This window comes from Micromonospora sp. WMMC415 (assembly GCF_009707425.1).
Taxonomy (GTDB): Bacteria; Actinomycetota; Actinomycetes; order Mycobacteriales; family Micromonosporaceae; genus Micromonospora.
In genome coordinates, this window is record NZ_CP046104.1 from 2116505 (window position 1) to 2137984 (window position 21480).

Annotated in this window: 20 protein-coding genes, 1 tRNA gene and 2 pseudogenes; 13 read left to right on the plus strand and 10 right to left on the minus strand. The window is 73.0% G+C overall.

What is annotated here, in order from left to right; all coding sequences use genetic code 11:
• The first annotated feature begins 95 nt into the window (after nt 1–95).
• The 5 genes from GKC29_RS10285 (at nt 96) to GKC29_RS10305 (ending at nt 5155) form a co-directional block, all read left to right on the plus strand.
• Nucleotides 96–467: an SCP2 sterol-binding domain-containing protein gene (locus GKC29_RS10285; protein WP_155330609.1), complete on the plus strand. Its 372-nt coding sequence runs from the start codon at nt 96–98 to the stop codon at nt 465–467.
• A complete protein-coding gene (locus tag GKC29_RS10290; RefSeq protein ID WP_155330610.1) occupies nt 467–2527 on the plus strand; it encodes a glycogen debranching N-terminal domain-containing protein in 2061 nt (686 codons plus the stop codon). Before GKC29_RS10285 ends, GKC29_RS10290 begins: the two co-directional genes overlap by 1 nt.
• 117 nt (nt 2528–2644) lie before the next feature.
• Complete coding sequence (locus tag GKC29_RS10295) at nt 2645–3373, plus strand: 1-acyl-sn-glycerol-3-phosphate acyltransferase (protein WP_155330611.1); 729 nt, start codon at nt 2645–2647, stop codon at nt 3371–3373.
• 128 nt (nt 3374–3501) lie between these two features.
• Nucleotides 3502–4170, plus strand: coding sequence for an isochorismatase family protein (locus GKC29_RS10300; RefSeq protein ID WP_155330612.1), 669 nt, complete (start codon nt 3502–3504; stop codon nt 4168–4170).
• Nucleotides 4171–4174: 4 nt separating this feature from the next.
• Complete coding sequence (locus GKC29_RS10305; protein WP_155330613.1) at nt 4175–5155, plus strand: GlxA family transcriptional regulator; 981 nt, start codon at nt 4175–4177, stop codon at nt 5153–5155.
• On the opposite strand, the gene GKC29_RS10310 is transcribed toward GKC29_RS10305, so the two are convergent.
• The 6 genes and pseudogenes from GKC29_RS10310 to GKC29_RS10335 form a co-directional block, all read right to left on the minus strand.
• Nucleotides 5037–5759, minus strand: coding sequence for a hypothetical protein (locus GKC29_RS10310; protein WP_155334068.1), 723 nt, complete (start codon nt 5757–5759; stop codon nt 5037–5039). The two genes, GKC29_RS10305 and GKC29_RS10310, sit on opposite strands and share 119 nt — an antisense overlap.
• Before the next feature lie 98 nt (nt 5760–5857).
• On the minus strand, nt 5858–6571 hold the full coding sequence (locus GKC29_RS10315; protein WP_155330614.1) for a response regulator transcription factor: 714 nt from the start codon (nt 6569–6571) through the stop codon (nt 5858–5860).
• Nucleotides 6544–7722 carry a hypothetical protein gene (locus GKC29_RS30545; protein ID WP_155334069.1) on the minus strand — a complete coding sequence of 393 codons (1179 nt, stop codon included), beginning with the start codon at nt 7720–7722 and terminating at the stop codon, nt 6544–6546. Before GKC29_RS30545 ends, GKC29_RS10315 begins: the two co-directional genes overlap by 28 nt.
• A 33-nt stretch (nt 7723–7755) precedes the next feature.
• A pseudogene (locus GKC29_RS30550) lies at nt 7756–8979 on the minus strand (sensor histidine kinase); the annotation flags it as partial.
• Nucleotides 8980–9097: 118 nt separating this feature from the next.
• Entirely contained in the window at nt 9098–9490 is a 393-nt protein-coding gene (locus tag GKC29_RS10330; protein WP_155330615.1) for a VOC family protein, read from the minus strand.
• Nucleotides 9491–9497: 7 nt separating this feature from the next.
• Nucleotides 9498–10319, minus strand: coding sequence for a class I SAM-dependent methyltransferase (locus GKC29_RS10335; protein ID WP_155330616.1), 822 nt, complete (start codon nt 10317–10319; stop codon nt 9498–9500).
• Nucleotides 10320–10751: 432 nt separating this feature from the next.
• Here GKC29_RS10335 and GKC29_RS10340 point away from each other — a divergent pair, with 432 nt between their 5' ends.
• The 4 genes from GKC29_RS10340 (at nt 10752) to GKC29_RS10355 (ending at nt 13334) form a co-directional block, all read left to right on the plus strand.
• A complete protein-coding gene (locus GKC29_RS10340; protein ID WP_230688982.1) occupies nt 10752–11288 on the plus strand; it encodes a DinB family protein in 537 nt (178 codons plus the stop codon).
• A gap of 60 nt (nt 11289–11348) precedes the next feature.
• On the plus strand, nt 11349–11909 hold the full coding sequence (locus GKC29_RS10345; protein WP_155330617.1) for an isochorismatase family protein: 561 nt from the start codon (nt 11349–11351) through the stop codon (nt 11907–11909).
• A 224-nt stretch (nt 11910–12133) separates the two neighbouring features.
• A complete protein-coding gene (locus GKC29_RS10350) occupies nt 12134–12970 on the plus strand; it encodes an ArsR family transcriptional regulator (RefSeq protein WP_155330618.1) in 837 nt (278 codons plus the stop codon).
• Entirely contained in the window at nt 12927–13334 is a 408-nt protein-coding gene (locus tag GKC29_RS10355; RefSeq protein WP_155330619.1) for a VOC family protein, read from the plus strand. Before GKC29_RS10350 ends, GKC29_RS10355 begins: the two co-directional genes overlap by 44 nt.
• A 347-nt stretch (nt 13335–13681) precedes the next feature.
• Here GKC29_RS10355 and GKC29_RS10360 read toward each other — a convergent pair whose 3' ends face one another.
• A complete protein-coding gene (locus GKC29_RS10360; RefSeq protein ID WP_155334071.1) occupies nt 13682–14521 on the minus strand; it encodes a glutamate ABC transporter substrate-binding protein in 840 nt (279 codons plus the stop codon).
• 227 nt (nt 14522–14748) lie between these two features.
• Between GKC29_RS10360 and GKC29_RS10365 the strand changes: the two genes are divergently transcribed.
• A complete protein-coding gene (locus tag GKC29_RS10365; protein WP_155330620.1) occupies nt 14749–16386 on the plus strand; it encodes a triacylglycerol lipase in 1638 nt (545 codons plus the stop codon).
• A 38-nt stretch (nt 16387–16424) separates the two neighbouring features.
• On the opposite strand, the gene GKC29_RS10370 is transcribed toward GKC29_RS10365, so the two are convergent.
• Nucleotides 16425–16497 (minus strand) — tRNA-Arg (locus GKC29_RS10370).
• Nucleotides 16498–16662: 165 nt separating this feature from the next.
• Between GKC29_RS10370 and GKC29_RS10375 the strand changes: the two genes are divergently transcribed.
• A complete protein-coding gene (locus GKC29_RS10375) occupies nt 16663–17346 on the plus strand; it encodes a hypothetical protein (protein WP_155330621.1) in 684 nt (227 codons plus the stop codon).
• Nucleotides 17347–17353: 7 nt separating this feature from the next.
• Here GKC29_RS10375 and GKC29_RS10380 read toward each other — a convergent pair whose 3' ends face one another.
• Both GKC29_RS10380 and GKC29_RS10385 read right to left on the minus strand, forming a co-directional pair.
• Nucleotides 17354–18394 carry an alpha/beta hydrolase gene (locus tag GKC29_RS10380; RefSeq protein ID WP_155330622.1) on the minus strand — a complete coding sequence of 347 codons (1041 nt, stop codon included), beginning with the start codon at nt 18392–18394 and terminating at the stop codon, nt 17354–17356.
• Between the two features lie 74 nt (nt 18395–18468).
• Complete coding sequence (locus tag GKC29_RS10385; RefSeq protein WP_155330623.1) at nt 18469–18888, minus strand: HPF/RaiA family ribosome-associated protein; 420 nt, start codon at nt 18886–18888, stop codon at nt 18469–18471.
• Between the two features lie 304 nt (nt 18889–19192).
• Between GKC29_RS10385 and GKC29_RS10390 the strand changes: the two genes are divergently transcribed.
• Both GKC29_RS10390 and GKC29_RS10395 read left to right on the plus strand, forming a co-directional pair.
• On the plus strand, nt 19193–20029 hold the full coding sequence (locus GKC29_RS10390) for a single-stranded DNA-binding protein (RefSeq protein ID WP_230688983.1): 837 nt from the start codon (nt 19193–19195) through the stop codon (nt 20027–20029).
• Between the two features lie 430 nt (nt 20030–20459).
• Nucleotides 20460–21464 (plus strand): annotated as a pseudogene (locus GKC29_RS10395) (cobalamin biosynthesis protein); the annotation flags it as partial.
• Nucleotides 21465–21480: the final 16 nt, after the last annotated feature.

Genomic DNA, 21480 nt, shown 5'->3' on the forward strand with positions numbered 1-21480 from the left:
GACGGGGACCCGTGTCCGGACGTCGAGTCACCGACCGGGCGGGAGCCGTCGCGCCGGTCGGTGAGGGACACGACCGACGGGGAGGAGAGGACCCGATGGCGGACGCGACCACGCGGTTCTTCGAGGATCTCGACCGGAGGGGGTACGAACCCCTGCTGGCGAAGACCTCGGGGACCCTGCGTTTCGATCTGCACGAGGGAGCGCACACGCACCACTGGATGGTCAGGATCGACCGGGGAAACCTGCGGGTGACCCAGGAGGACCGGGACGCGGACACGGTGGTGGGGACGAGTCCGGCGCTGTTCGAGGACCTCGCCTCGGGGCGCGAGCACGGGATCGCGGCGATCCTGCGCGGGGACGTGACGGTCGCCGGCGACCCGCGGCTGATCGTCCAGGTCGAGCGCCTCTTCCCCGGTGACCCCGACTCCCGAGGCCCCCGCCGGGCCTTCCACCGGGAGGTGGTCTGATGTCGAAGAGCAACCACGTCCGGATCCTGGACGGAAACACCTTCGTCGTCTCCGAGGACACCGGTGACATCGAGGCCACGCCGACCGAGCCGACGGGACTCTTCTCCCTGGACACCCGCTTCCTGTCGACCTGGGTGCTGACCGTCAACGGGGAGCGGCTCAACCCGCTCTCGTACGACGACCTGCAGTACTACGAGGCGCGGTTCTTCCTGGTGCCGGGGTTGGCGACGCACTACATCGACGCCAAGCTGTCGATCGTCCGGGAACGGGCGGTGGGCGGCAGCTTCCGGGAGACGGTCACCATCCTCAACCACGACGAGAAGCCGGTCGACCTGGAGATCCGGATGGACGCGGCGTCCGACTTCGCCGACCTGTTCCAGGTCAAGGACGAGATCCTCAACAAAAAGGGCGAGATCTACACCGAGGTCGAGCCGGACCGGCTGCGGCTGGGCTACCGGCGCGGCAGCTTCCGGCGGGAGACGGTGATCGCGTCGTCGGTGCCGGCCCGGTACGACAAGGGCGGCTTCGGGTACACCGTCCATCTCGAACCCAACGAGCAGTGGATGGCCCAGGTCGACGTGCAGACGCACGCGGTCGGCCCGGGGGGCCGGGACCTGCGGATGGGGGTGCGCGCCCACGGCACGGAGCGGCTCGCCCTCCAGCAGGATCTGGAGGAGTGGATCGCGAACGCGCCGAAGGTCAACACCGAGCACGAGGACCTGGCCGCGACGTACCGCCGCTGTCTCGTGGACCTGGCGGCGCTGCGCTTCTCACCGCTGTCGCTGGGCGGGGCGACGCTGCCGGCGGCCGGTCTGCCGTGGTTCATGACGATGTTCGGGCGGGACAGCATCCTGACCTGCCTCCAGGTGCTGCCGTTCACGCCGGAGCTGTCCAAGACGACGCTCCGCATCCTCGCCGCCCTCCAGGGCACCCGGTTCGACGACTTCCGGGACGAGGACCCGGGCCGGATCCTGCACGAGATGCGGTACGGCGAGACCGCGGCCTTCGAGGAACAGCCGCACTCGCCGTACTACGGCTCGGTGGACGCGACGCCGCTGTTCATCGTGCTGCTCGACGAGTACGAGAAGTGGAGCGGCGACGCCGCGCTGGTCGTGGAACTGCAGGCCGAGTGCCGGGCGGCGCTGAAGTGGATCGACAACTACGCCGACCTGGTCGGCAACGGCTACATCTGGTACGAGCGGCGCAACACCGACACGGGCCTGGAGAACCAGTGCTGGAAGGACTCCTGGGACTCCATCTCCTACCGTGACGGCAAGCTGCCCCCGTTCCCGCGGGCGACCTGCGAGGTGCAGGGGTACGCGTACGACGCGAAGGTGCGGGCCGCCCGGCTGGCGCGCGAGTTCTGGGGCGACCCGGAGTTCGCCGACCGGCTGGAGCGGGAGGCGGCCGCGTTGAAGGAGCGGTTCAACCGGGAATGGTGGGTGGAGGACGGCGAGTACTACGCGCTCGCCCTGGACCCGGACGGCCGGCAGTGCGACGTGCTCAGCTCGAATGTCGGCCACCTGCTGTGGAGCGGCATCGTCGACGCCGACCGCGCCGGGAAGATCGCCCAGCACCTGGTCGGGCCGCGGCTCTTCTCCGGCTGGGGCGTGCGGACACTCGCCGAGGGTGAGGTCCGCTACAACCCGATCGGCTACCACAACGGCACGATCTGGCCGTTCGAGAACTCCTTCATCGCGTGGGGCCTGCGTAACTACGGCTTCGCCGACGAGGCGGCGACCATCGCCAACGGCATCCTCGACGCGGCCCGGTACTTCGACGGCCGGCTGCCGGAGGCCTTCGGCGGCTACCCGCGGGAGCTGACGAAGTTCCCGGTCGAGTACCCCACGGCGTGCAGCCCGCAGGCCTGGTCCACCGGGGCGCCGCTGCTGCTTCTGCGGACGATGCTCGGCCTGGAGCCGCACGAGGGCCACCTCGCCGTCGAGCCGCGCCTGCCGGTCGGCATGGGCCGGATCGAGGTGCTGGACATCCCGGGCCGGTGGGGCCGGGTGGACGCGTTCGCCCGCGGTCGCCTCGACCTGCACCAGCTCTCGGATTGAGCGGTGCGGGAGGGCTCCTTCCCCGATGTCGACCCTCGGGACGGGGCCCTTCCGCAGCCGGGACTCCCCGGCGCTCCGCCCTACGGTGGCGTAACTTACTCGGGGTAAAGTCGCCGGATGCCGGAGCTCGTGTACCCGCCCGTGATCGCCGCCGCCAAGACGATGTTCCGGGTCCTCGACCTGAAGATCACGGTGGAGGGCGCCCACCACGTCCCGCGTACCGGCGGGGCGGTGCTGGCCAGCAACCACGTCAGTTACCTGGACTTCATCTTCTGCGGGCTGGGCGCGCGCCAGTCGAAGCGCCTGGTCCGGTTCATGGCGAAGAAGTCCGTCTTCACGCACAAGGTCTCCGGCCCGCTGATGCGTGGCATGCGGCACATCCCGGTGGACCGGCGGGCCGGCGCCGGCTCGTTCGCCGAGGCGGTCGGCGCGCTGAAGCGCGGTGAGGTGGTCGGCGTCTTCCCGGAGGCCACGATCAGCCGCTCGTTCACGGTCAAGGACCTCAAGAGCGGGGCCACCCGGATGGCCCGCGACGCCGGCGTGCCGGTGCTGCCGGTGGCGCTGTGGGGCACCCAGCGGCTCTGGACGAAGGGCCGCCCGCGCACGCTGACCAGGCGGCACACGCCGATCACCATCCTGGTGGGGGAGCCGATGGACCCGGCCGGCTACCCGGACGCCACCACGATGGCCGACGACCTCAGGACCCGGCTGGCCGCCCTGGTCGACCGGGTGCAGCGCGAGTACCCGGACCGCCCGTCGGGCCCGGACGACACCTGGTGGCTCCCCGCCCACCTCGGCGGCACCGCCCCGACCCCGGCGGAAGCCGCCGCTCTCGACCGCGCCTGACCCTCCCCGCGACCCGGATGCGGCTGGGGACACGCGGCACGGGGTGGTGGCGCTCGTGGCCGGATCGGTCCGGTGTCGGGCGGGATGGTGTCTCGTGCCGGTGGGCTGCCGGACGGCAGAGTCAGGTCATGAACAGAGCAGCACTCGTCGTCATCGACGTCCAGGAGTCCTTCCGGCAGCGCGACATCTGGGCGTACGCCTCGCAGCCGGACATCGTCGGCCAGGTCGACCGGCTGGTCACCGCCGCCCGGCGCCGCGGCGACCTGGTGGTCTGGGTCCTGCACGCCGAGCCCGGCACCGGCGGCGTCTTCGACCCGGCCAACGGCCACGTGCGGCTGATCGACGGTCTCACTCCCGTCCCCGGGGAGCCCACGCTGGTCAAGACGTCGCACAACGCGTTCACCACGACCAACCTCCAGCAACTGCTGACCCTCGCCGGCGCCCGCGAGATCACCGTCTGCGGCATCCGCACCGAGCAGTGCGTGGAGACCACCGCCCGGGTCGGCTGCGACCTCGGGTACGAGATGACGTTCGTGACCGACGCGACCGTCACCTTCCCGACGCCGCACCGGGACCTGCCGGCGACCGCCACCCTCGCCGAGATCCTCGCCGACCCGCGCACCCTGTCGGTCGAGGAGATGACCGCGCGTACCGAGTACGCCCTCGCCGGCCGCTTCGCCGCCGTCCGTACCGTCGACGAGGTGACCGGCACGGTCCCGGACCGGGCCGCCGACGCCGCCGCGGCGGGTACCGGCACGGGCGCGTCGCGGCCCGAACCCGTCGGCGTGCGAGGCTGACCGCATGGCCCGGGTCGTCTTCCTGCTCGTCCCGCAGCTGCACCTGCTGGACCTCGCCGGGCCGGCCCAGGTCTTCTCCACCGCCGCCGACCTCGGGTACGACTACCACCTGCACTACGTCGCCGACCGTGAGGTGGTGCCGACCGTGCAGGGCGTACCGCTGGTGGCCGGGCGCGAGTGGCCCGAGCTGACCCGCGACGACCTGGTGGTCGTACCCGGATGGCGGCCCCGCGCGCACGGCCCGGAGGGGCCGGTCGGCCCGGAGGACCTGCGGCGGCTGGCCGCCCACCACGCGGCCGGCGGCACCGTGGCCAGCGTGTGCGCCGGGGCGTACGCCCTGGGTCGTGCCGGGCTGCTCGACGGCCGGCGCTGCACCACCCACCACGAGGTGCAGGACGACCTGGCCCGCCGCCACCCCGCGGCGCGTGTGGTCCGCGACGTGCTGTACGTGGTGGACGACCGGGTGGTCACCTCGGCCGGCATCGCCAGCGGCATCGACGTGGCGCTGCACCTGATGGCCACCCGGCACGGGCCCGCCGCGGCCGCCCGCATCGCCCGCGTCCTGGTCGTGTACGCCCGCCGCAACGGCCACGAACAGCAGGCCAGCGCGATGATGCGGCACCGGTCGCACCTCTCCGACGCGGTGCACCGGGCGCAGGACCTGATCGACGCCCGGTACGACCGGCCGCTGCCCCTCGCCGACCTCTGCGCCGAGGTGGGGGTGGCCGAGCGGACCCTCACCCGGCTGTTCCGGCAGACCACCGGCCTGACCCCGCTCGGCTACCAGCAGCTCCTGCGGGTCGAGCGCGCGGAACACCTGATCGGGCACGGGACGACCGTCGAGTCGGCGGCCCGCGCGGTCGGGTTCACCGATGCCCGGATGCTGCGCCGGCTGCGGTCCCGGGCCACACCCCCTCGGACCCCTCCCGCCGGTAGTAGTCGTCCCGCGAACGGAACTCCACCGGCAGCGACCCGGGCAGGGTGACCCGCCCCTCGACGGTGAGCGGGCCGGCGTTGGCGCGCAGCGCCAACACGTCACGTTCCGGCGGCGACAGGTCCACCAGCTCAGGGTGGGCCAGCCGGAACGCGGCCACCGCCCGGCGGATCTGCCGGGCCAGGTCGACGACCCCCTCCGGGGCGGCGAGGGCGAGCGCCGGCTGGTGGATCGTCCGCAGCGCGTCGCAGACGACCAGCACCTGCCCCGGCCGCCCGGGACCGGGTGGCACCACCTCCAGCCGGGACGGCCACTGCCAGCGGACCTGCCCGCTGACCAGGCCCGGCACCCGCACCCCGCGCCGGTGGCGGGGCTCGCCCGCGCCGACGCCCACGACCGACAGCTGCGAGGCCGTCCCGACGTACGCGAGCCGCCGGTCGGTGACCGTCACCGCGACCGTCCCCGGCAGCGTCCAGCGCCGCCAGGCCTCGGTCGGGCCCAGCAGGTAGCCCGCCGCGGGCAACCGGTACCGGCCGAGCACCCGCTCGCCCGGCTCGGGGACCAGCTCGTGTCGCCGGTCCAGTACCGGCCCGGTGTCGTCCGGCGCGTCGAACCGGTGCGGGGCGATGAAGAAGGGGGACGCGTCATCGTGCATCGTCACGACCTCTCGTGCAGACGGCGATGGGGCGGCCGGATCACCCCTGGTTCACCGTGCAGCCTCGCCGACCCCCGGCACCACTGTCATGACGCCCGTTAGGGGGTCGGCCGGTCGTACCACGCCTGCGACCGATAGGTGCCGATCTCTTCCGGCCGGACGAGGCCGTCCTCGATCGCGCGGGCGAGCAGAGCCGCCTTCGTGGCGGCCGGCCGCCCCGCCCGGGTGTACTTGATCCGCGCCCGGTCCACGTACTGCTTGACCGTGTGTTCACTGATGCGCATCCGGCGGGCCACCGACGCCTTCGACATCGACTGGAACCACAGCAGCAACGCCTCCCGCTCCTTGTCGGACAGCACCGGCCGGTCCGGCCGGGGGTCGCCGACCATCGCGCCGGCCAGCGCCGGCGACACGTACGGCCGGTCGCTCGCGGCGGCCAGCACCGTCGCCACGCAGTGCTCCCGCCCCTCGTGCTTGGCGAGGAACGCGACCGCTCCGGCGTCGAGCGCCGCCAGCATCGTCGCCGGGTCGGAGTGTTCGGAGTAGACGACCACCCGCCGGCCCGCCGCACTCAGCTCGGCCAGCTTGTCCAGCGCCATCCGGCCGTGCAGCCGCAGGTCCAGCAGGACGACGTCGGCGTGCGGGGCCTCGCGCAGCACCTCGTCCGGGTCGTCCCCGGTGGCGACCACCTCCAGGCCCGGCTCGGGGGCGAGCCACGCCCGTACGCCGTCGATGACCACCGGATGGTCGTCGACGATCGCCACCCCGACCGGCCGGTGCGCGTTCACCGCCGCCACCGGGTCTGCGTCCATCTGATCTCCCCGTCCCGTTCGTCGAGGTGCTCCACTCGGCCGCCACCGCCGTCCGGCGCCGGAACACCGCCGCCGGCTGCCGGTGACCTGTCGTCGGAGGGATGGTCGGCGTGCTCGCCGTCCGGGGTGACGAGGCTGACCGCCACCTCGTCCGGCCCGGCCACGACGGTCAACCGGGCCCAGTCCCGGGCCCCGGCCAGGGTCGCGGTCGGCGGGTCGGCCAGTCGGCGGCGGATCTCCACCGGCAGCGGTGGCGGCGTGCCGATGGTCACCAGATCGATCGGGAGGCCGTTCCGCTCGGCCAGGTCGGCCGCCGCCCGCAGCTCGTGCAACAGCGGGTCGGGCACGTCGTCGGACTCGGCGATGAGCCGGCGCAGCCGCGCCGCCGCCAGCACGCACCGGCGTTGCACGTCCGCGTCCGCCGGGTCGGCCCGGCCGTCGGCCAGCTCGGCGAGGACCTTCCGGGCGGCGGCGCCGGCCAGGGCGAGCCGTTCGCGCCGCTCCCGCCGGGCCAGCTCGGCCGCCTCGCGTTCGGCCACCAGGGCGTACGCCGCGGCCGCCGTCGCGGCCCGCTGCCGGGCCAGCGCGGCGATCGCCGCGCCACCGGCGAACACGGCGACCGGCAGCGAGGACGTGCCGTACACGTACATCGCGCAGCGGGCCAGGTCGGCGGGGGCGGTCGCGCCGTACCCGAGGACGGCCACCAGCGCGATCGTCGAGTGCGCGGTGAGCAGGAGCAGCAGCCCGACCAGCCGGCGCCCCCACAGGACCAGCACGAAGAACCAGGCGATGGTGCCCCACACCCAGTTCGCGGCGGTGAAGAGCTGCCGCTCGTCCGCCGCGGCGAAGACGACCGCGTCGACGGCCAGCAGCATCGCCGCCAGCGGCCAGGCCGGCAACGGGGCGCCGCGCAGCAGGCCCGTCCCCGCGATACCGCCCAGACCCGCGACCAGCAGCCAACCGCCGAGCACCGCCGCCGGTGCCGCCAGGTCCGCGCGGGCCGACAGCACCGCCGGCAGACCGATCGCCGTGTGCCACGCCAGCGCGATCACCACCACGACGATCCGCGCGCCGCGGTCGGAGGCGCGGGCCACCGCGGCCGCCGCGTCCGCGCCGGTCCGGCTCTCCCTGGTAGTACGCGGTAGGGGCACCGCCGTGACCGGTGGTGCCGTCAGCCCGGAGACGGTCCACTCCAGCCGGATCCGCGTGCCCGCCCCGGGGCAGGAGCGGACCTCGGCCCGCCCGCCGACAGCGGCCATCCGGCCGTGGACCGACTCGCGCAACCCGTACCGGTGAGCCGGGACCGTCGCCGGATCGAAGCCGGGACCGTCGTCGACCACCTCGACCACGACGGCGCGGCCGGCCCGGGCCAGGCGCAGCGTGGTCGTCGCACCCGGCGCATGCTGGACCACGTTGGACAGTGCCGCGTACGTGCTCTCCGCGAGGGCCTCGGCGACGGCCGTCGGCACCTCGCACGCGGCCAGCTCCACTGTGACCGGCAGCTCCGGGAGCCGGGCCCGCACCTGCCGCAGCCGCTCGTCCAACCGGCCGTCACCCTCCGCCGCACGGCCGTCGGCGAGGGCGTCGAGGGTCCGCAGGTCGCCGGCGCACCGGTCGCGCAGCGCCGCCGACGACCCGGACACCGCGCCGAGGCCGACCATCGTGAGTGTGGCCAGGACGGTGTCGTGCAGGTCGCGGTTCTGCTGCCGCTCGGCCTCCCGGGTGGCCCGGGCGACCCGGCTCTCCCGCGTCAGCCGCTGATGGTCCACGAACGCCCGGTCCGCGCGGCCGATCCGGCGGCGCATGACGACGGCCATCACCACCGTGCAGCCGGTCTGCGCCAGCAGCGTCGCCGCGTGGGCGCCCGCCTCGACGGGATCACCCGCAGCGTGCGCGCCGGTCGCGTACGCGGCGGTCACCAGCAGCCCCGCCGGGACCGACCAGCGGGCCGGGGCGGTCACCTGGGCGTTGATGATCGTGGTGCTCGCGAGGACCGCGATCCAGCTCCCCTCGCCGGGCAGCACCTCCGGTGCCACCAGCACGGGGATGGCCAGGCAGGCGATCGTGGTCAGCGCGACGTCACCGGCCACCAGCGGTGCGGTGACCCCGTGCCGGAGCCCGCGGACCGCGTACCAGACCGACCAGGCGGTCAGTGTGGCGACGGCCGGCAGCAGCAGCGCCGGCTCGACCGGCGGCGTACGCACCCACAGCGCCACGATCGCGCCCACCACGCCGCAGCTGAGCCGGAGCAGGGCCGGAATCGTGGCGAAGATAAGGGTGAGGGCGCCGCCGGCCGGCGTGTCCAGAGTGCCGGGTGCCGCGATGATGCCGGCTTGGGTGCCGGGCAGCGCGGTCGCGGCGGCTTGTGCGGTGCCGGGTGGCGCGGTCGCGGCGGGAACGGCCGGCATCGGGCGAGACGTCCTTCCGAAACGACCGATACGGGTCCGGTCGGCAGAAATCGACGCCGGAGAATAGCATGCCCGAGGCTCCGCGATCACCCACCGTATGCGTGGTGTCGCCGGCCGGTCAGTTCCCTCGCGGCTGGATCAGGTCCCACCGGTTGCCGTACAGGTCCTCGAAGACGGCGACCGATCCGTACGCCTCGTGCCGTGGCTCCTCGAGGAACCCCACGCCGGCGGCGCTCATCCGGGCGTGGTCGGCGGCGAAGTCCTCGGTGTACAGGAACAGCCCCACCCGTCCGCCGGTCTGGTTCCCGACGCGCGTCCGCTGCTCGGGCGTTGACGCGCGGGCGAGGAGGATTGCGGTCTCTCGTGCGCCGCGCGGCCGCACCACCACCCACCGGGAGCCGTCCGGCCGGGGCGTGTCCTCGACCAGTTCGAAGCCGACACGCTCGGTGTAGAAGGCGATCGCCTCGTCGTACTCGCGCACCACCAGCGCGACCAGTCCCAGATGTGCCATGCGGCCATCATGCCGGGCGGGATTGGGGGAGCCGGGCAACGGTGAGCAGGTGTGAGCTGGCACCGAGCACCTCCGGGTCGCACTCGGTCAGCGCCGCACACCGCAGCACCTCCGCGAAGAGCGGCCCGTCCTCATCCGGCCCGCCGGTCACCGGCAGCAGCGGCCAGAGCGGGCCCTCGATCCCGTACCGTCGCGGCGCTGGCAGCCCGGCGGCGCGGATCTCGTCGACGATTTCGTCGGGGCGGTGGAAGTAGGCGGTGGTGAAGCCGCTCACCGGGTCGTTCACGCCGGTCTCGTAGGCGGCTAGCAGGGCCGGCCGGGTGCGGTCGTCCACCCGGCCCTGCCGGATCAGATCCATGAAGGGGGCGTGCCGGCTGATCGTCGCCGCCGCCACCACACCGCCGGGGCGGGTCACCCGCGCCGCCTCGCGCAGCGCCGCCACCCGGTCGGCCTGGTCCGTGAGGTGGTAGAGCGGCCCGAGCAGCAAGGTCACGTCCGCGACGGCGCCGGCCACCGGCAGCCGCCGGGCGTCACCGACCGTCGCGGTCACCTCCGGGTACGCGCGCCGCGCCGCCGCCGCATGCGCCGGCACCAGGTCGACTACGTGGACGCGGTGTCCGGCCGCCGCGAGCCATCCGGCGTGGGCGCCGGGACCGCCGCCCACGTCGAGCACCATGGCCGGTGCCGGCGGCAGCAGCCGGGACAGCAGGTCCCGGGTACGCGTCGCCTCGAGGCGGCCGTGCGGACTGCGCTCCAGCCGGTCGGCCTCGACGAACACCTCGGTGTAGTAGCGGACGACGTCAGGCTCCGGCGGGTGCGGCTGACTCATCCGTCGATGTTGCCGGCGCACCGGCGTCCGCGTCATGCCGATTCTGACGAGGGCTGCTGGCCGGGCTCAGTCAACCAGTCCTCGCCTGGTCCATCCCACAACCGCACATACCGGGAGTCCGCCCCGGGCATTCCATCCGGGTCAAGTCGGTACAGGTCTCCCGCGGCGTCGAACAGGCAGCCGGCCCTGTACACCGCCAACCCCACCGGATCGCCGTCGTAGCTTGCCCGACGGGCGAGCCTCGCCGTCGGGTGGCTTTCCCGATCCGATCGCCGTTCTCCGCATGGGCAAGGTCTGGCGCAAGCGGGACGTGGAGCGGTGGATCGCCGAGCACCGGCCTGCGCCCGCCTGAACGCTGCGCGGAAGCTTCGCCGACGGGACGGCATTCCTTCCGGGGCGGCGAAGCGGCGGTGGCGCCGCTAGGGTCGGCCCGTGACCGTGCTGCAGGGGCCCCCGCCCGCCGGCGACGAGACGGCGACCCTCCTGGGCGCTCTGGAACGCTCGCGCCGGACCCTCGCGTGGAAGTGCGGTGGCCTCGACGCCGAGGGCATGCGCGCCACGGTCGGGGCGTCCACGGTGACGCTCGGCGGGCTGCTCAAGCACCTGGCCGCCGTCGAGGCTATCTACTTCAGCCTCCGGTTGCGGGGCCGCGACCCGGGGCCGCCGTGGAACACGGTGGACTGGGACGCCGAGCCGGACTGGGAGTGGCGATCCGCCGCCGACGACTCGCCCGAGCAGCTCCTGACGCTCTGGCGGGACACCGTCGCCACCTCCCGGCTCATGATCGAGGAGGCGCTGGCCGAGGGCGGCCTGGACGGGTTGGCGCGGTGGACCAGCCCCGAGGGCGACACCCCCAGCCTCCGGCGGATCCTCGTCGACCTGATCGAGGAGTACGCGCGCCACGTCGGGCACGCCGACCTCATCCGGGAGTCGGTCGACGGGCTGGTCGGCGAGGATCCGCCGCACTGATTCCTGTCGGTGGGTGGGGCTAGTGTCTGCGGGGCAGGCAGCCGATCCGGGGGAGAGACCATGACCACCTTGGACAACCGTCCCAACACCGCACTCCTGGTCATCGACGTGCAGAACGGCGTCGTCGAAGGGGCGCACGAGCGCGACGCCGTCGTCGCCAACATCGCCGGCCTCGTCGAGAAGGCGCGGCGGGAGCAGGTTCCCGTCGTCTGGGTCCAGCACTCCGACGAAGGGCTCACCCGGGGCAGCGACGACTGGCGGATCGTCCCGGATTTGAAGCCGGTCGACAGCGAGCCGCTCGTCGAGAAGAACTACGGCGACTCCTTCGAGGCCACCACTCTCGAGACGGTGCTGTCCGGGCTGGGCGTCGGTCGACTCGTCGTCACGGGCGCGCAGACCGACGCGTGCATCCGCTCGACGCTGCACGGTGCGCTCGTCCGGGGCTACGACGCGACCCTCGTCAGCGACGCCCACACGACGGAGGACCAGTCGGCGTGGGGCGCGCCGCCGCCGGCGCAGGTCATCGCCCACACCAACCTCTACTGGACCTACCAGTCGGCGCCGGGCCGCACGGGCGGCACGGTCACCACCGCCGACGTCGACTTCAGCGTCGCGTCCTGACGCGGTGATCCTGGCTTCGCAGTGCGGGTGAGCGAACCTGGTCGAGGCTGCGCTGCACGGCGAGTGTCATCACGGGTGCGCCGTCCCGAGGCTCCAACCGGGCGACGTCAGGCGAGAGGAACGTCGGCATCGGGCGAGTGTAGTGGGCGCGGGCGGAGAGGATCGATCACCATCGGACCTCTCCGTCCGCAGCCCATCAAATCTGTTTGATGTATCGTCTGTTCATGGCTGCGTCGAGTCAGGCTGCCCCGGCGTTCCTGCGCCTGGCCGCCCACCCGCTGCGCTGGCGGCTACTGGCCGAGCTCGCCGACAGCGACCTGCGGGTCCGCGAGTTGGTCGCGCTGATCGGCCAGCCGCAGAACCTGGTCTCCTACCACCTGCGGCTGCTGCGGGACGGCGGGCTGGTCACCGCCACGCGAAGCAGCTTCGACGGCCGTGACAGCTACTACCACCTGGCTCTGGACCGCTGCGCCCAAGCACTGGCCAGCACCGGCGCCGTCCTGCACCCGGCTCTCCGCTTCGAGAGCGCCACCTGGGACCCGTCAGTCGACCAACTGCGGTTACCCCGCGTTGCCGTGTTGTTCGTCTGCACGGGCAACAGCGCCCGTTCACCAATCGCCGAAGCCCTGCTGCGCCACCACACCGCCGGACAGGTGGAGGCCAGCAGCGCCGGCAGCCGCCCCGGGGCGCGACTGCATCCCACCGGCGTACGGGTGCTGTGCGACGAGTACGGCATCGACATCGCCGAGCAGCGTCCCCGCCACCTGGGCACCCTTGCCGGCCGCCGGTTCGACTACGTGATCACCCTGTGCGACAAGGCCCGCGAGGTCTGCCCCGAGTTCGACGATCACCCTCGCCGGATCCACTGGAGCATCCCTGACCCCTCTCCTGCCGGCGACAGCGGCCAGGCCGGCTACCCGGCCTTTGTCCGCACCGTCGCCGACCTCGACAACCGCATCCGCCGTCTGCTGCCGGTACTCGCTGCCCAACCATCCACGAGTCAAGGAGGCTCGAGCCATGACCGGAACCGACCAGTACGCCAGCGTCCGCTACGTGGTTGACGACGTCCGGGCCGCCGTCGACTTCTACACGACGCACCTCGGCTTCCACATGCTGACCAACGCCGGAGGCGCATTCGCTGACGTGGTCCGTGGCCCGCTGCGGCTACTGCTGTCCGGGCCCGCCAGCTCAGGTGCCCGGGCAACTCCCGAGGATTCTGCGGCTCCCGGCCGAAACCGCATCCACCTCACCGTCGACGATCTGGATGCCGAGATCGCCCGGCACCGGGGCGCTGGACTGTCGTTTCGGAGCGACGTGGTTTCCGGTCCCGGCGGACGTCAGATCCTGCTGGCCGATCCCGCCGGCAACCTGATCGAACTGTTCGAATCCGCCCGTCAGGCCGGCGTCGCGACGGCCGTACGCTGACGAAGCCGGGCGCCGGCGCAAGCGGCTGCGGCGAGGCGCTCCAGATCACCCTCATCCTGTCCCCATCCGCGTCAGTAAGTCGTCCGCATGGCTGACGCTGTCGTGATTCCCGGCGCTTGGTCCGGACCGGGCGCTCCCCTGCTGGATCGCTGCTGGTACCTGTAAGCGGATCTCCCCGTCGGGCAGTCGCCAGGGCGTCCAGCCTCCCGGACGGGCTCGGTTCGCATTCCGCCGGAGCCGCGCACCGAAGCGCTGTACGTGTGCGCGTTGACGGTCGGGCTCCGGCGTGGGGAACTGCTTGTGCGCGCCTGGTCAGATGCGGTTGCCGCCGCCGGCCTTGGGGTCACTCATGCACTGCAGTGGGTCATCTTGCTGACGTCCAGGGTCGGTACCGGCTTGCCGCCCTTGCCCAACGTGGCCTCCCAGGCCGCCTCGTACGACCCGTTCCGCGCAGCGGTCTTCAGAATCTCGTTGATCCTCTCGCAGCCGGCCTTGTCCTTCTTCTTCAGCCCGATGCCGTAGGGCTCCTCGGAGAAGGTCTTGCCCACCAGCTTGAACTTGCCCACGTTCTCCGGCCGCATGGAGTAGCCGAGGAGGACGACATCGTCGGTGCTCACCGCGTCGACCGCGCCCGACTCGAGGTCCGCCAGACACCTGATGTCCTGGTCGTACTGCTGCAACCTGGTATTCGGGTACTGCGACCGGATCCGCCGGGCTGACGTTGAGCCGGCGTTCGAGCAGACGACCTTGCCTTCGAGTTCCTCCGGCCCCCGGATGGTCGAGTCGGCCCTGACCAAGAGGTCCTGGCCGGCGACGTAGTACGGCCCGGCGAACCTGATCTCCTTCTTGCGCGCCGCGTTGATCGTGTAGGCGGCAATGACGAAGTCGACCACACCCTCCTTGATGGCCTGTTCGCGGTCCGGCAGGCTGGTGTCCTTCCACTGGATGTTGGCCGGGTCGACGCCGAGTCCCTTGGCGACGATCTTCCCGATCTCGACGTCGAAGCCCACGTAGGTGCCATCGGTCTTCAGGCTGAGGCCCGGCTGGTCGGGAATCACGCCGATGGCGAGCGTCCCGGTCTCCGTGGCCTTTTCGATGACACCGGGGCCGCTGTCGTCCCCACCGCAGGCGCCGGTGGCGAAGGAGAGTGCCGCGACCACGACGACCGCCGCCCGCGTGACACGCATTCCGCTCTCCCTCTTTCGACGGCGCACCGCCCCGGGAAACCCTACTGTCCCGCTTCGACCATTACGGCTGGTTGCGCCCATTCGGTGAGCGCCGCCCAGGGGGGACCCGACGTGCTGTGCCGCAGCCTGACCCGGGCTCGCCTATTTGGTCCGTGGATAGTCATAAAACGGTAAGTTCATCCCAACCGGTCTCGTACCCTCCGCCCGGCCGACGGAAGGGAGGAACGGTGCGCCCTGAGCGAGTACGTCTGCTGTGGCTGCTCGTCCTGACCGCCGCGCCGGCGGCGGCCGTGGCGGCCGTGTTGTACGCCGTCAACTTCACCTCGGCGTTCGGCCTGGCGCCCCAGGCCAGTGCGATCACGCCGTACGGGGCGTTCTTCGACCTGCGCTGGGTGCTGGTCTATCACAACTCCTGGGCCATGTTCGCCGGACTGCTGCTGGGCGCCATCGTGTTCCGCGGACTGTTCTCGGCCGTACTGGTTGCGCTCGCCTGGCCGGCCGAGCGGCCGCGCCCGTCGTTTCGCCGGCTGGCCAGGCGCAACCTGACCTTCGCGGCCGTCGTCGTCGTGATTCTCTCGCCGTGGACCGCGCTAGCCGTGGTCGCCTCGGACGTCTCGCTGGCCTACTTCCAGTTCCTTGTGCTGGTGCCGGTGATGATCCTGGCCCCGCTGCTACAGCGGGGCGGGATCGTGCCGGACTGGTGGCGCGGCCTGCCGTCGGCCGCCACGGTCGGCTGGTCGCTGCTCAACTTCGTGACCCTCACCGCGGGCGCCGCGCTCGTCTGGTCCGTCCCGGACTGGTTGACGGTACCGGCAGCCGCCCTGGCCGGATCGGTCAACGGCCTGCTGTGGCAGCGGAAGGTGCGCGCCACGGTGCTCCAGCAACGGGTGCGGTGGTCCCGGGTGCCCGTAACGCCGCTGGTCGTCGCCTTGGTGGTGAGCAGCCTGCTGTTGGTCGAATACGTCGAGGACCTCGGGGCTCGCGGCGCCGGCCAGTCGCTGCAACCCATCGACGCCCTGCCAGAGTTCGGGGACATCGGCCACCCGGTGATCTTCCTCGGCGGCTACAACTCGGCCCACCATGGCGACCCGTCAGAGTCCCAGCCTCCCATCGTGCGCTTCTCGTACCGGGGCACCGACCACCACGGGAAGCCGGTGTTCTACTCGCCGGTCGACACCCACCAGTCGCTGTCCACCAGCGCCCAACTGCTCGCCATGCAGGTGGATCAGCTTCACTCGCGTAGCGGTAAGCCGGTCTCACTGGTCGGGCAGAGCGAAGGCGCCCTCGTCGTCCGCTACTACCTGGAACGCTACCCACACCCCGCAGTCGACACGGTGGTCCTGGACAGCCCGATCCTGCGGGCCGGGCGTGCCTACTACCCGCCGCCGCAGGCTCGTTCGGGCTGGGGCATCGCCACCGGTTGGCAGCTGCGCGGCATGTTCAAGCTGATGGAAGCCACCAGCGAGGCACCGGACACTCCCGACTCTCCGTTCATCCGCTCCCTGCTGGACGACGCGCCGTTCTACCGCAACCACCTGCTCTGCCCGGTGCCGGGCGTGCGGATGATCGCGCTACTGCCAATCGTCGACGCCATCACGGTCCCGGCGGAACTCAACGCCCAGATACCCGTGATCCAGATGCCCGGCTTCCACGGCCACCTGATCGACCGGCCGGCCGGACTGCGCCACCTGGCCGACCACCTCACCGGCAAGCCGCCGAGCAACCTGCTCCGTTGGGAATACTCGGCCCTCCAGCGGTTCGCCGGGGCATGGCAGGCGCCAGCCCTGCCGTTGGCACTCAACCCGGCATGGGATGCCGCCGACGAGCCGGATGCGGCATTGCGACGGGAACCCTGCCCGCCCTGAGCCGAACCGCCAGGGAGGTCAAAGCTGCTCTGAAAGAGCGCGCCCGGCAGGATTCGAACCTGCGGCCTTGGGATTAGAAGTCCCCTGCTCTATCCGCTGAGCTACGGGCGCGTGTCGTGGATCTCGCGCGAGAAGGGTACCGCCGCGCCCCCGGTCAGCGGGGGAACGGGTGGCGCCGGCCACGTCGACGGCCCAGCCTGCCACGGCCAGCGCCGCAGGTCACCCGGATTGTCCCGGCCGCCCGCCGGGTCGTCGCCCCGTCGTACGCTCGGCGTCGTGCTGCTTGATCCGGACACCGAGAGTGACGTCGCGTACGAGTTGTGCCAGCTCGTCGGGCGTGCGGTCCTGCCGGTCCGCGCGGGCGACGGCCTCGGGACGGCGTTCTTCTTCGCGACGGCCGACGGCGGGGAGTACCTGCTGACGGCGGACGCGCTCACGCGGTCCGCGACCGGCGAGGTCGGGTTGCGACCCAGCCTGACCGAGCCGGCGGACGTCGCCGGGGACGCGCTCACCGTGCCGGACTTCGTCGGGCGGTGGAGCCGGCCGGGCGCCGGTGCGGCGGCCATGCCGACCGCCGGGCTGCACGAGCTGGCGGAGGGCGCGGGCTGGCGGTGGCGTACCCAACAGGTGCCGGAGGTGATCGCCGCCGACAGCGACGCGATCGCCGGTATCGGCGCGGAGCCGGGCTCCGCCATCGTCCTCGCGCTGGGCGTCGGCGAGGGCGGCGCGCGGCCGTTGGAGGTGGCCATCGAACGGTACGCGCGGGACGGCGACACCGTCCGGCTCACCGCCGACCTGCCCGACGGGTACGTGGGCGCGCCCGTCTTCGCGGTGCTCGCCGGAAGCGCCGGCGAGGTCGAGCTGAGCTGCCTCGGCCTGGTGCTCCCCGCCGACGGGAGCGGCCACCCGCTGGCCACGTTCGACACCATCCGGGCGGCCGTCGCCGACCTCGCTGGCTGAACCCGGCTCAGCCCTGCGGTACGGCGGCCTCCGCCTCCGGCCGGCGGGGCGCCGGCGGTGCGCCCTCCACCGCCGCGCGCTCCTCCGCCGTGACCGTCGGCCCGGCGCCGAGGAAGGCGTCGGCCCAGCGCCCCACCTCGGCGAGGACCTTCTCGCGTACGGCGGGGCCGGAGAGCGTGAGGTCGTGCAGGCCGCCGTCGAAGCGGGCCAGGGTGACGTGCCGGCCCAGCCGGGGCGCCCAGCGGACCATGTGCTCCACGTCCAGCACGGCGTCGGCGAGGGAGGCCCCGTCCTGCCACTTGAGCCCTTTGAAGCTCCGCGTGGACGCGGCGACCAGCACCGGCACCGGGATGTCGAGACCGGCCCGGAGCCGCTGCTGGCCCCGGCGGATCGCGGCCAGCCAACCGGCCCGCACCGGGAACCCGGCGAGCGGTTTCCAGGCCAGGTCGTACCTCCACTCGCCGCGGTGGTCGGCGTGGAGGCTCTCGCCGTACACCGTGCCGAGGCCGGCGCGGATGACGCGCCTGGGCGCGCTGCGGGCCAGGCGCGCGACGGCGGCCGCGCCGGGTCGCCGCAGCACCCACGGAAGGTTGAGGTCGAAGAAGGGGCTGTTGAGGAAGAGCCCGTCGACCAGGCCGGCGTCGCGTCGGGCGTGCGCCCAGAGCGAGATGATCAGGCCGCCGGTGGAGTGACCAATGCCGAGCACGATGTCGTGCCCGTCGTCCTCGCGGATGATCTCGGCGGCCGCGTCCAGCTCGGGAAGGTACTCGTCGAGGTCGAGGCAGAAGTTCGGCGTCTGGCGCGGGAGCAGGCTGCGCCCGTACTTCCGCAGGTCCAGCGCGTAGAAGTCCCAGCCCCGCTCGACGAAGAAGTCGGCCAGGTGGGTCTGGAAGAAGTAGTCGACGAAGCCGTGGACGTAGAGCACGGCCCGCCGGGTGGGCCGGTCGGCGCGGCGGCGGACCAGGGTGGCCACCACCGGGCCCTCGTCGTCGGTGCCCAGGTCGATCGTGTGCCGCTCGTACGGCGGCCCCAGCACGTCCGGTTCCACGACAGCGACGGTACGCCCGCAAGCTACCCGGCGGTAGCCCTCCTCCGCGTGGCGGGCGGAGGAGGGCGTACGTCTCAGGCCGTCTCGGCGTCGGCGCGGGCCGGCTCGGTGTTGCCGACCTGCTGGTCGTCCGGTTGCGGCCCGGTGTCGCGCAGGTGCTTGTTGTGCCGGGGCTCCTGGCGGGTCTTCGCGTCGTTCAGCCGGCGCCGCAGGTCGTCGCGCACGTCGTTCAGCGCGGCGTGCAGGTCCTCCTCGGTGGAGGTGGTGACGATCTTCTGCCGGCCGGCGATCCAGCACTCCAGGGTGACCTTCTGGCCCTTGGCCGCGCGGTCCTTGACCGACACCTCCAGTTCGGTGGCGTCGGCGTGGAAGCCGGCCAGCCGGGCGTCGAGGGTGGCGAACTGTTCCGCGATCCAGGCCCGGTCGCTCTGCGAGAAGCCCGCTCCGACGCGCAGGCACTCCGCGACGGTGGCCGGATTGGTCACGGCGCTCATCGCTGGCTCCGCCGGGTGCCGGTGGTGGTCGTCGTCATGATCGCTGACCTTTCGTTCGGGGTGCTGTGCCGTTGATCAAAGCCATACCCAACGGCTTCCGGTCCGGAACGTGATCGACCCCCGCGGCCGGCCTGCGTGTCTCGACACAGGCCTTAGCACACCGGGGCCTTGATCAGGTTGTTGTCCACAGGCGGCCTCGCTGTCCACAGATCGGTGCTCCGGGATCGCGGTGTACGTCCGCGGCGGCCAGGCTCGATGCCGAGTCGACTCGCTGATGGCAAGCCCGATCTCCCCTGGAGGGACGATGTTCGACACCTACGTCACGATCGTGGGCAACGTGCTCACCACACCCGAGTGGCGCCGTACCACCCAGAGCCAGACCCTGGTGGCCAACTTCAAGGTCGCCTCCACCGCCCGCCGCCTCGACCGCGACAGCGGCCGCTGGGTGGACGGGAACAGCCTCCGCGTCCGCGTGAACTGCTGGCGGAAGCTGGCCGAGGGCGTCGCCGCCTCGGTGATGGTCGGCGACCCGGTGATCGTGTGCGGGCGGCTCTACACCCGCGACTGGACCGACGACGCCGGCAACCACCGCACCCTCTACGAGCTGGAGGCCGTCGCCGTGGGGCACGACCTCTCCCGGGGGCGCGGCCGGTTCCTGCGCAACCGCCCGACGAGGGCGACCAGCGCCGTGGAGGACGCCGAGGCCGAGCGGCGCGTCCACGGCGAGCCGACCGAGCTGGTGCCGCCCGCCGAGGCGCCGGCCCTGCCCGATGCCCGGCCGCTCGACGACGACTTCGAGCTGCCCGAGTTCGCGGCGGCGCGAAGCCGGTCCGAGTCGCTGAGCTTCAGCGGGATGGACCCGCTGGACGGCCCGCTGGAAGCCGCGCCGGCCGAGCCCGACCCGGAGGACGACGACTCCGACCTGACCGAGGACTCCGGCGAGGACGCGGGCCCGGCCGGTGCTCCCGAGCCGGGCCTGCACGGGACGGCGGACCTGGTCGGGGAGACGGATCGGCTCGGTGCGGCGGACCGTGAGACGGACCCGCTCGGTGAGACGGACCCGCTCGGCGGGTCCGAGGCCGGGCCGGTTGCCGGTGGTCGGGGCCGGCGAGGCCGAAACCGGGTGCCGACGCCGGCCTGACCGGGGTCGGCTCTGCGCGGCGTGGCTCTGCACGCTCGGTCGGCCCTGCGTCGGGGTGGCCTTGCGTCGGGTGGCTCTGCGTCGGGGTGGCTCTGCGTTGGGTCAGCCCTGTGTCGGGGTGGCTCTGCGTCGGGTCGGGACCGTCCGGGGCTGGGCTGCCCGGTCGCTGGGGCGAACGGGGGCGGGGTGGCGGCGGTTGCCGCCGTCACCCCGCAGGCCGGCGGACCGAGCTCGGGCGATCGTCATGATCGGATATGGCTCAGCGGCTGTCGTGGCGGCGTGTCGAGTCGGTGGAACGTATTCGATCATGGGCGGGTAGGCGGGCGGTGCGGGTGCGCGGTGGTCGCTACACATCGTGATCGGTCGGGGCGGCGGGCGGGAGGGGGCGGGGGAGGGCTCGGTTAGGCTGGCCGGCCGGAGGTGATGGCCGGTGCGGCAGGCGACGCCGGTGGCGACCGCGGCGGGACTGGTCGCGGGGTACGCGCTGGATGCCCTGATCGGCGACCCGCGCCGGTGGCACCCCGTGGCCGGGTTCGGCCGCGCGGCCGGTGCCCTGGAACGGCGGATCTACCGGCCCGAGCGGACAGCCGGTGCGGCGTACGCGGCATTGGCGGTGGGCGCGCCGGTGCTGCTCGGGGCGGCGGCGACGGTCGCCACCCGGCGGCGTCCGTTGGCCCGCGCCGTCCTCGTGGCAGCCGGAACGTGGACGGTGCTCGGCGGGCGTACCCTGCGGCGCGAGGCCACGGTGATGGGCCGGGCGCTGCGCGACGGCGACCTGCCGGGAGCCCGGCAGCGGCTCGGTCACCTGTGCGGGCGGGACCCGTCGGCGCTGGACGAGCCCGAACTGGCGCGCGCCACCGTCGAGTCGGTCGCCGAGAACACCTCCGACGCGGTCGTCGCGCCCCTCTTCTGGGGCGCGGTCGCCGGCCTGCCCGGCCTGCTCGGCTACCGCGCGGCGAACACGCTCGACGCGATGGTCGGCCACCGCTCGCCCCGGTACGCCCGGTTCGGGACGCCGGCCGCGCGCCTCGACGACGTGCTCAACCTCGTCCCGGCCCGGCTGACCGGGCTGCTGACGGTGGCCGTGGCCCCGGTGGCGCACGGCGACCGGGCGCGGACCTGGCGGATCTGGCGCCGGGACCGCAACGACCATCCCAGCCCCAACGCGGGGCAGTGCGAGGCGGCGATGGCCGGGGCGCTGGGCGTCCGGCTCGGCGGTCGCAACGTCTACTTCGGCCGCTCCGAGGTCCGCCCGTACCTCGGTGACGGGCCGCGTCCGGAGGCCCGCCACCTGCCCCGGGCTGCCCGGATCTCCGGTGCGGTGGGGCTCGCCGCGCTGGGGCTCGCGGCGGCGTACCCGCTGACCGCCGGCCGCCTGGCCGCCGCCGCCGGACGCCGGCTCGCGGCAGGGCTGGGCGCCCGCGCCGGCCGCGGCGCGGTGGGAACCGGCG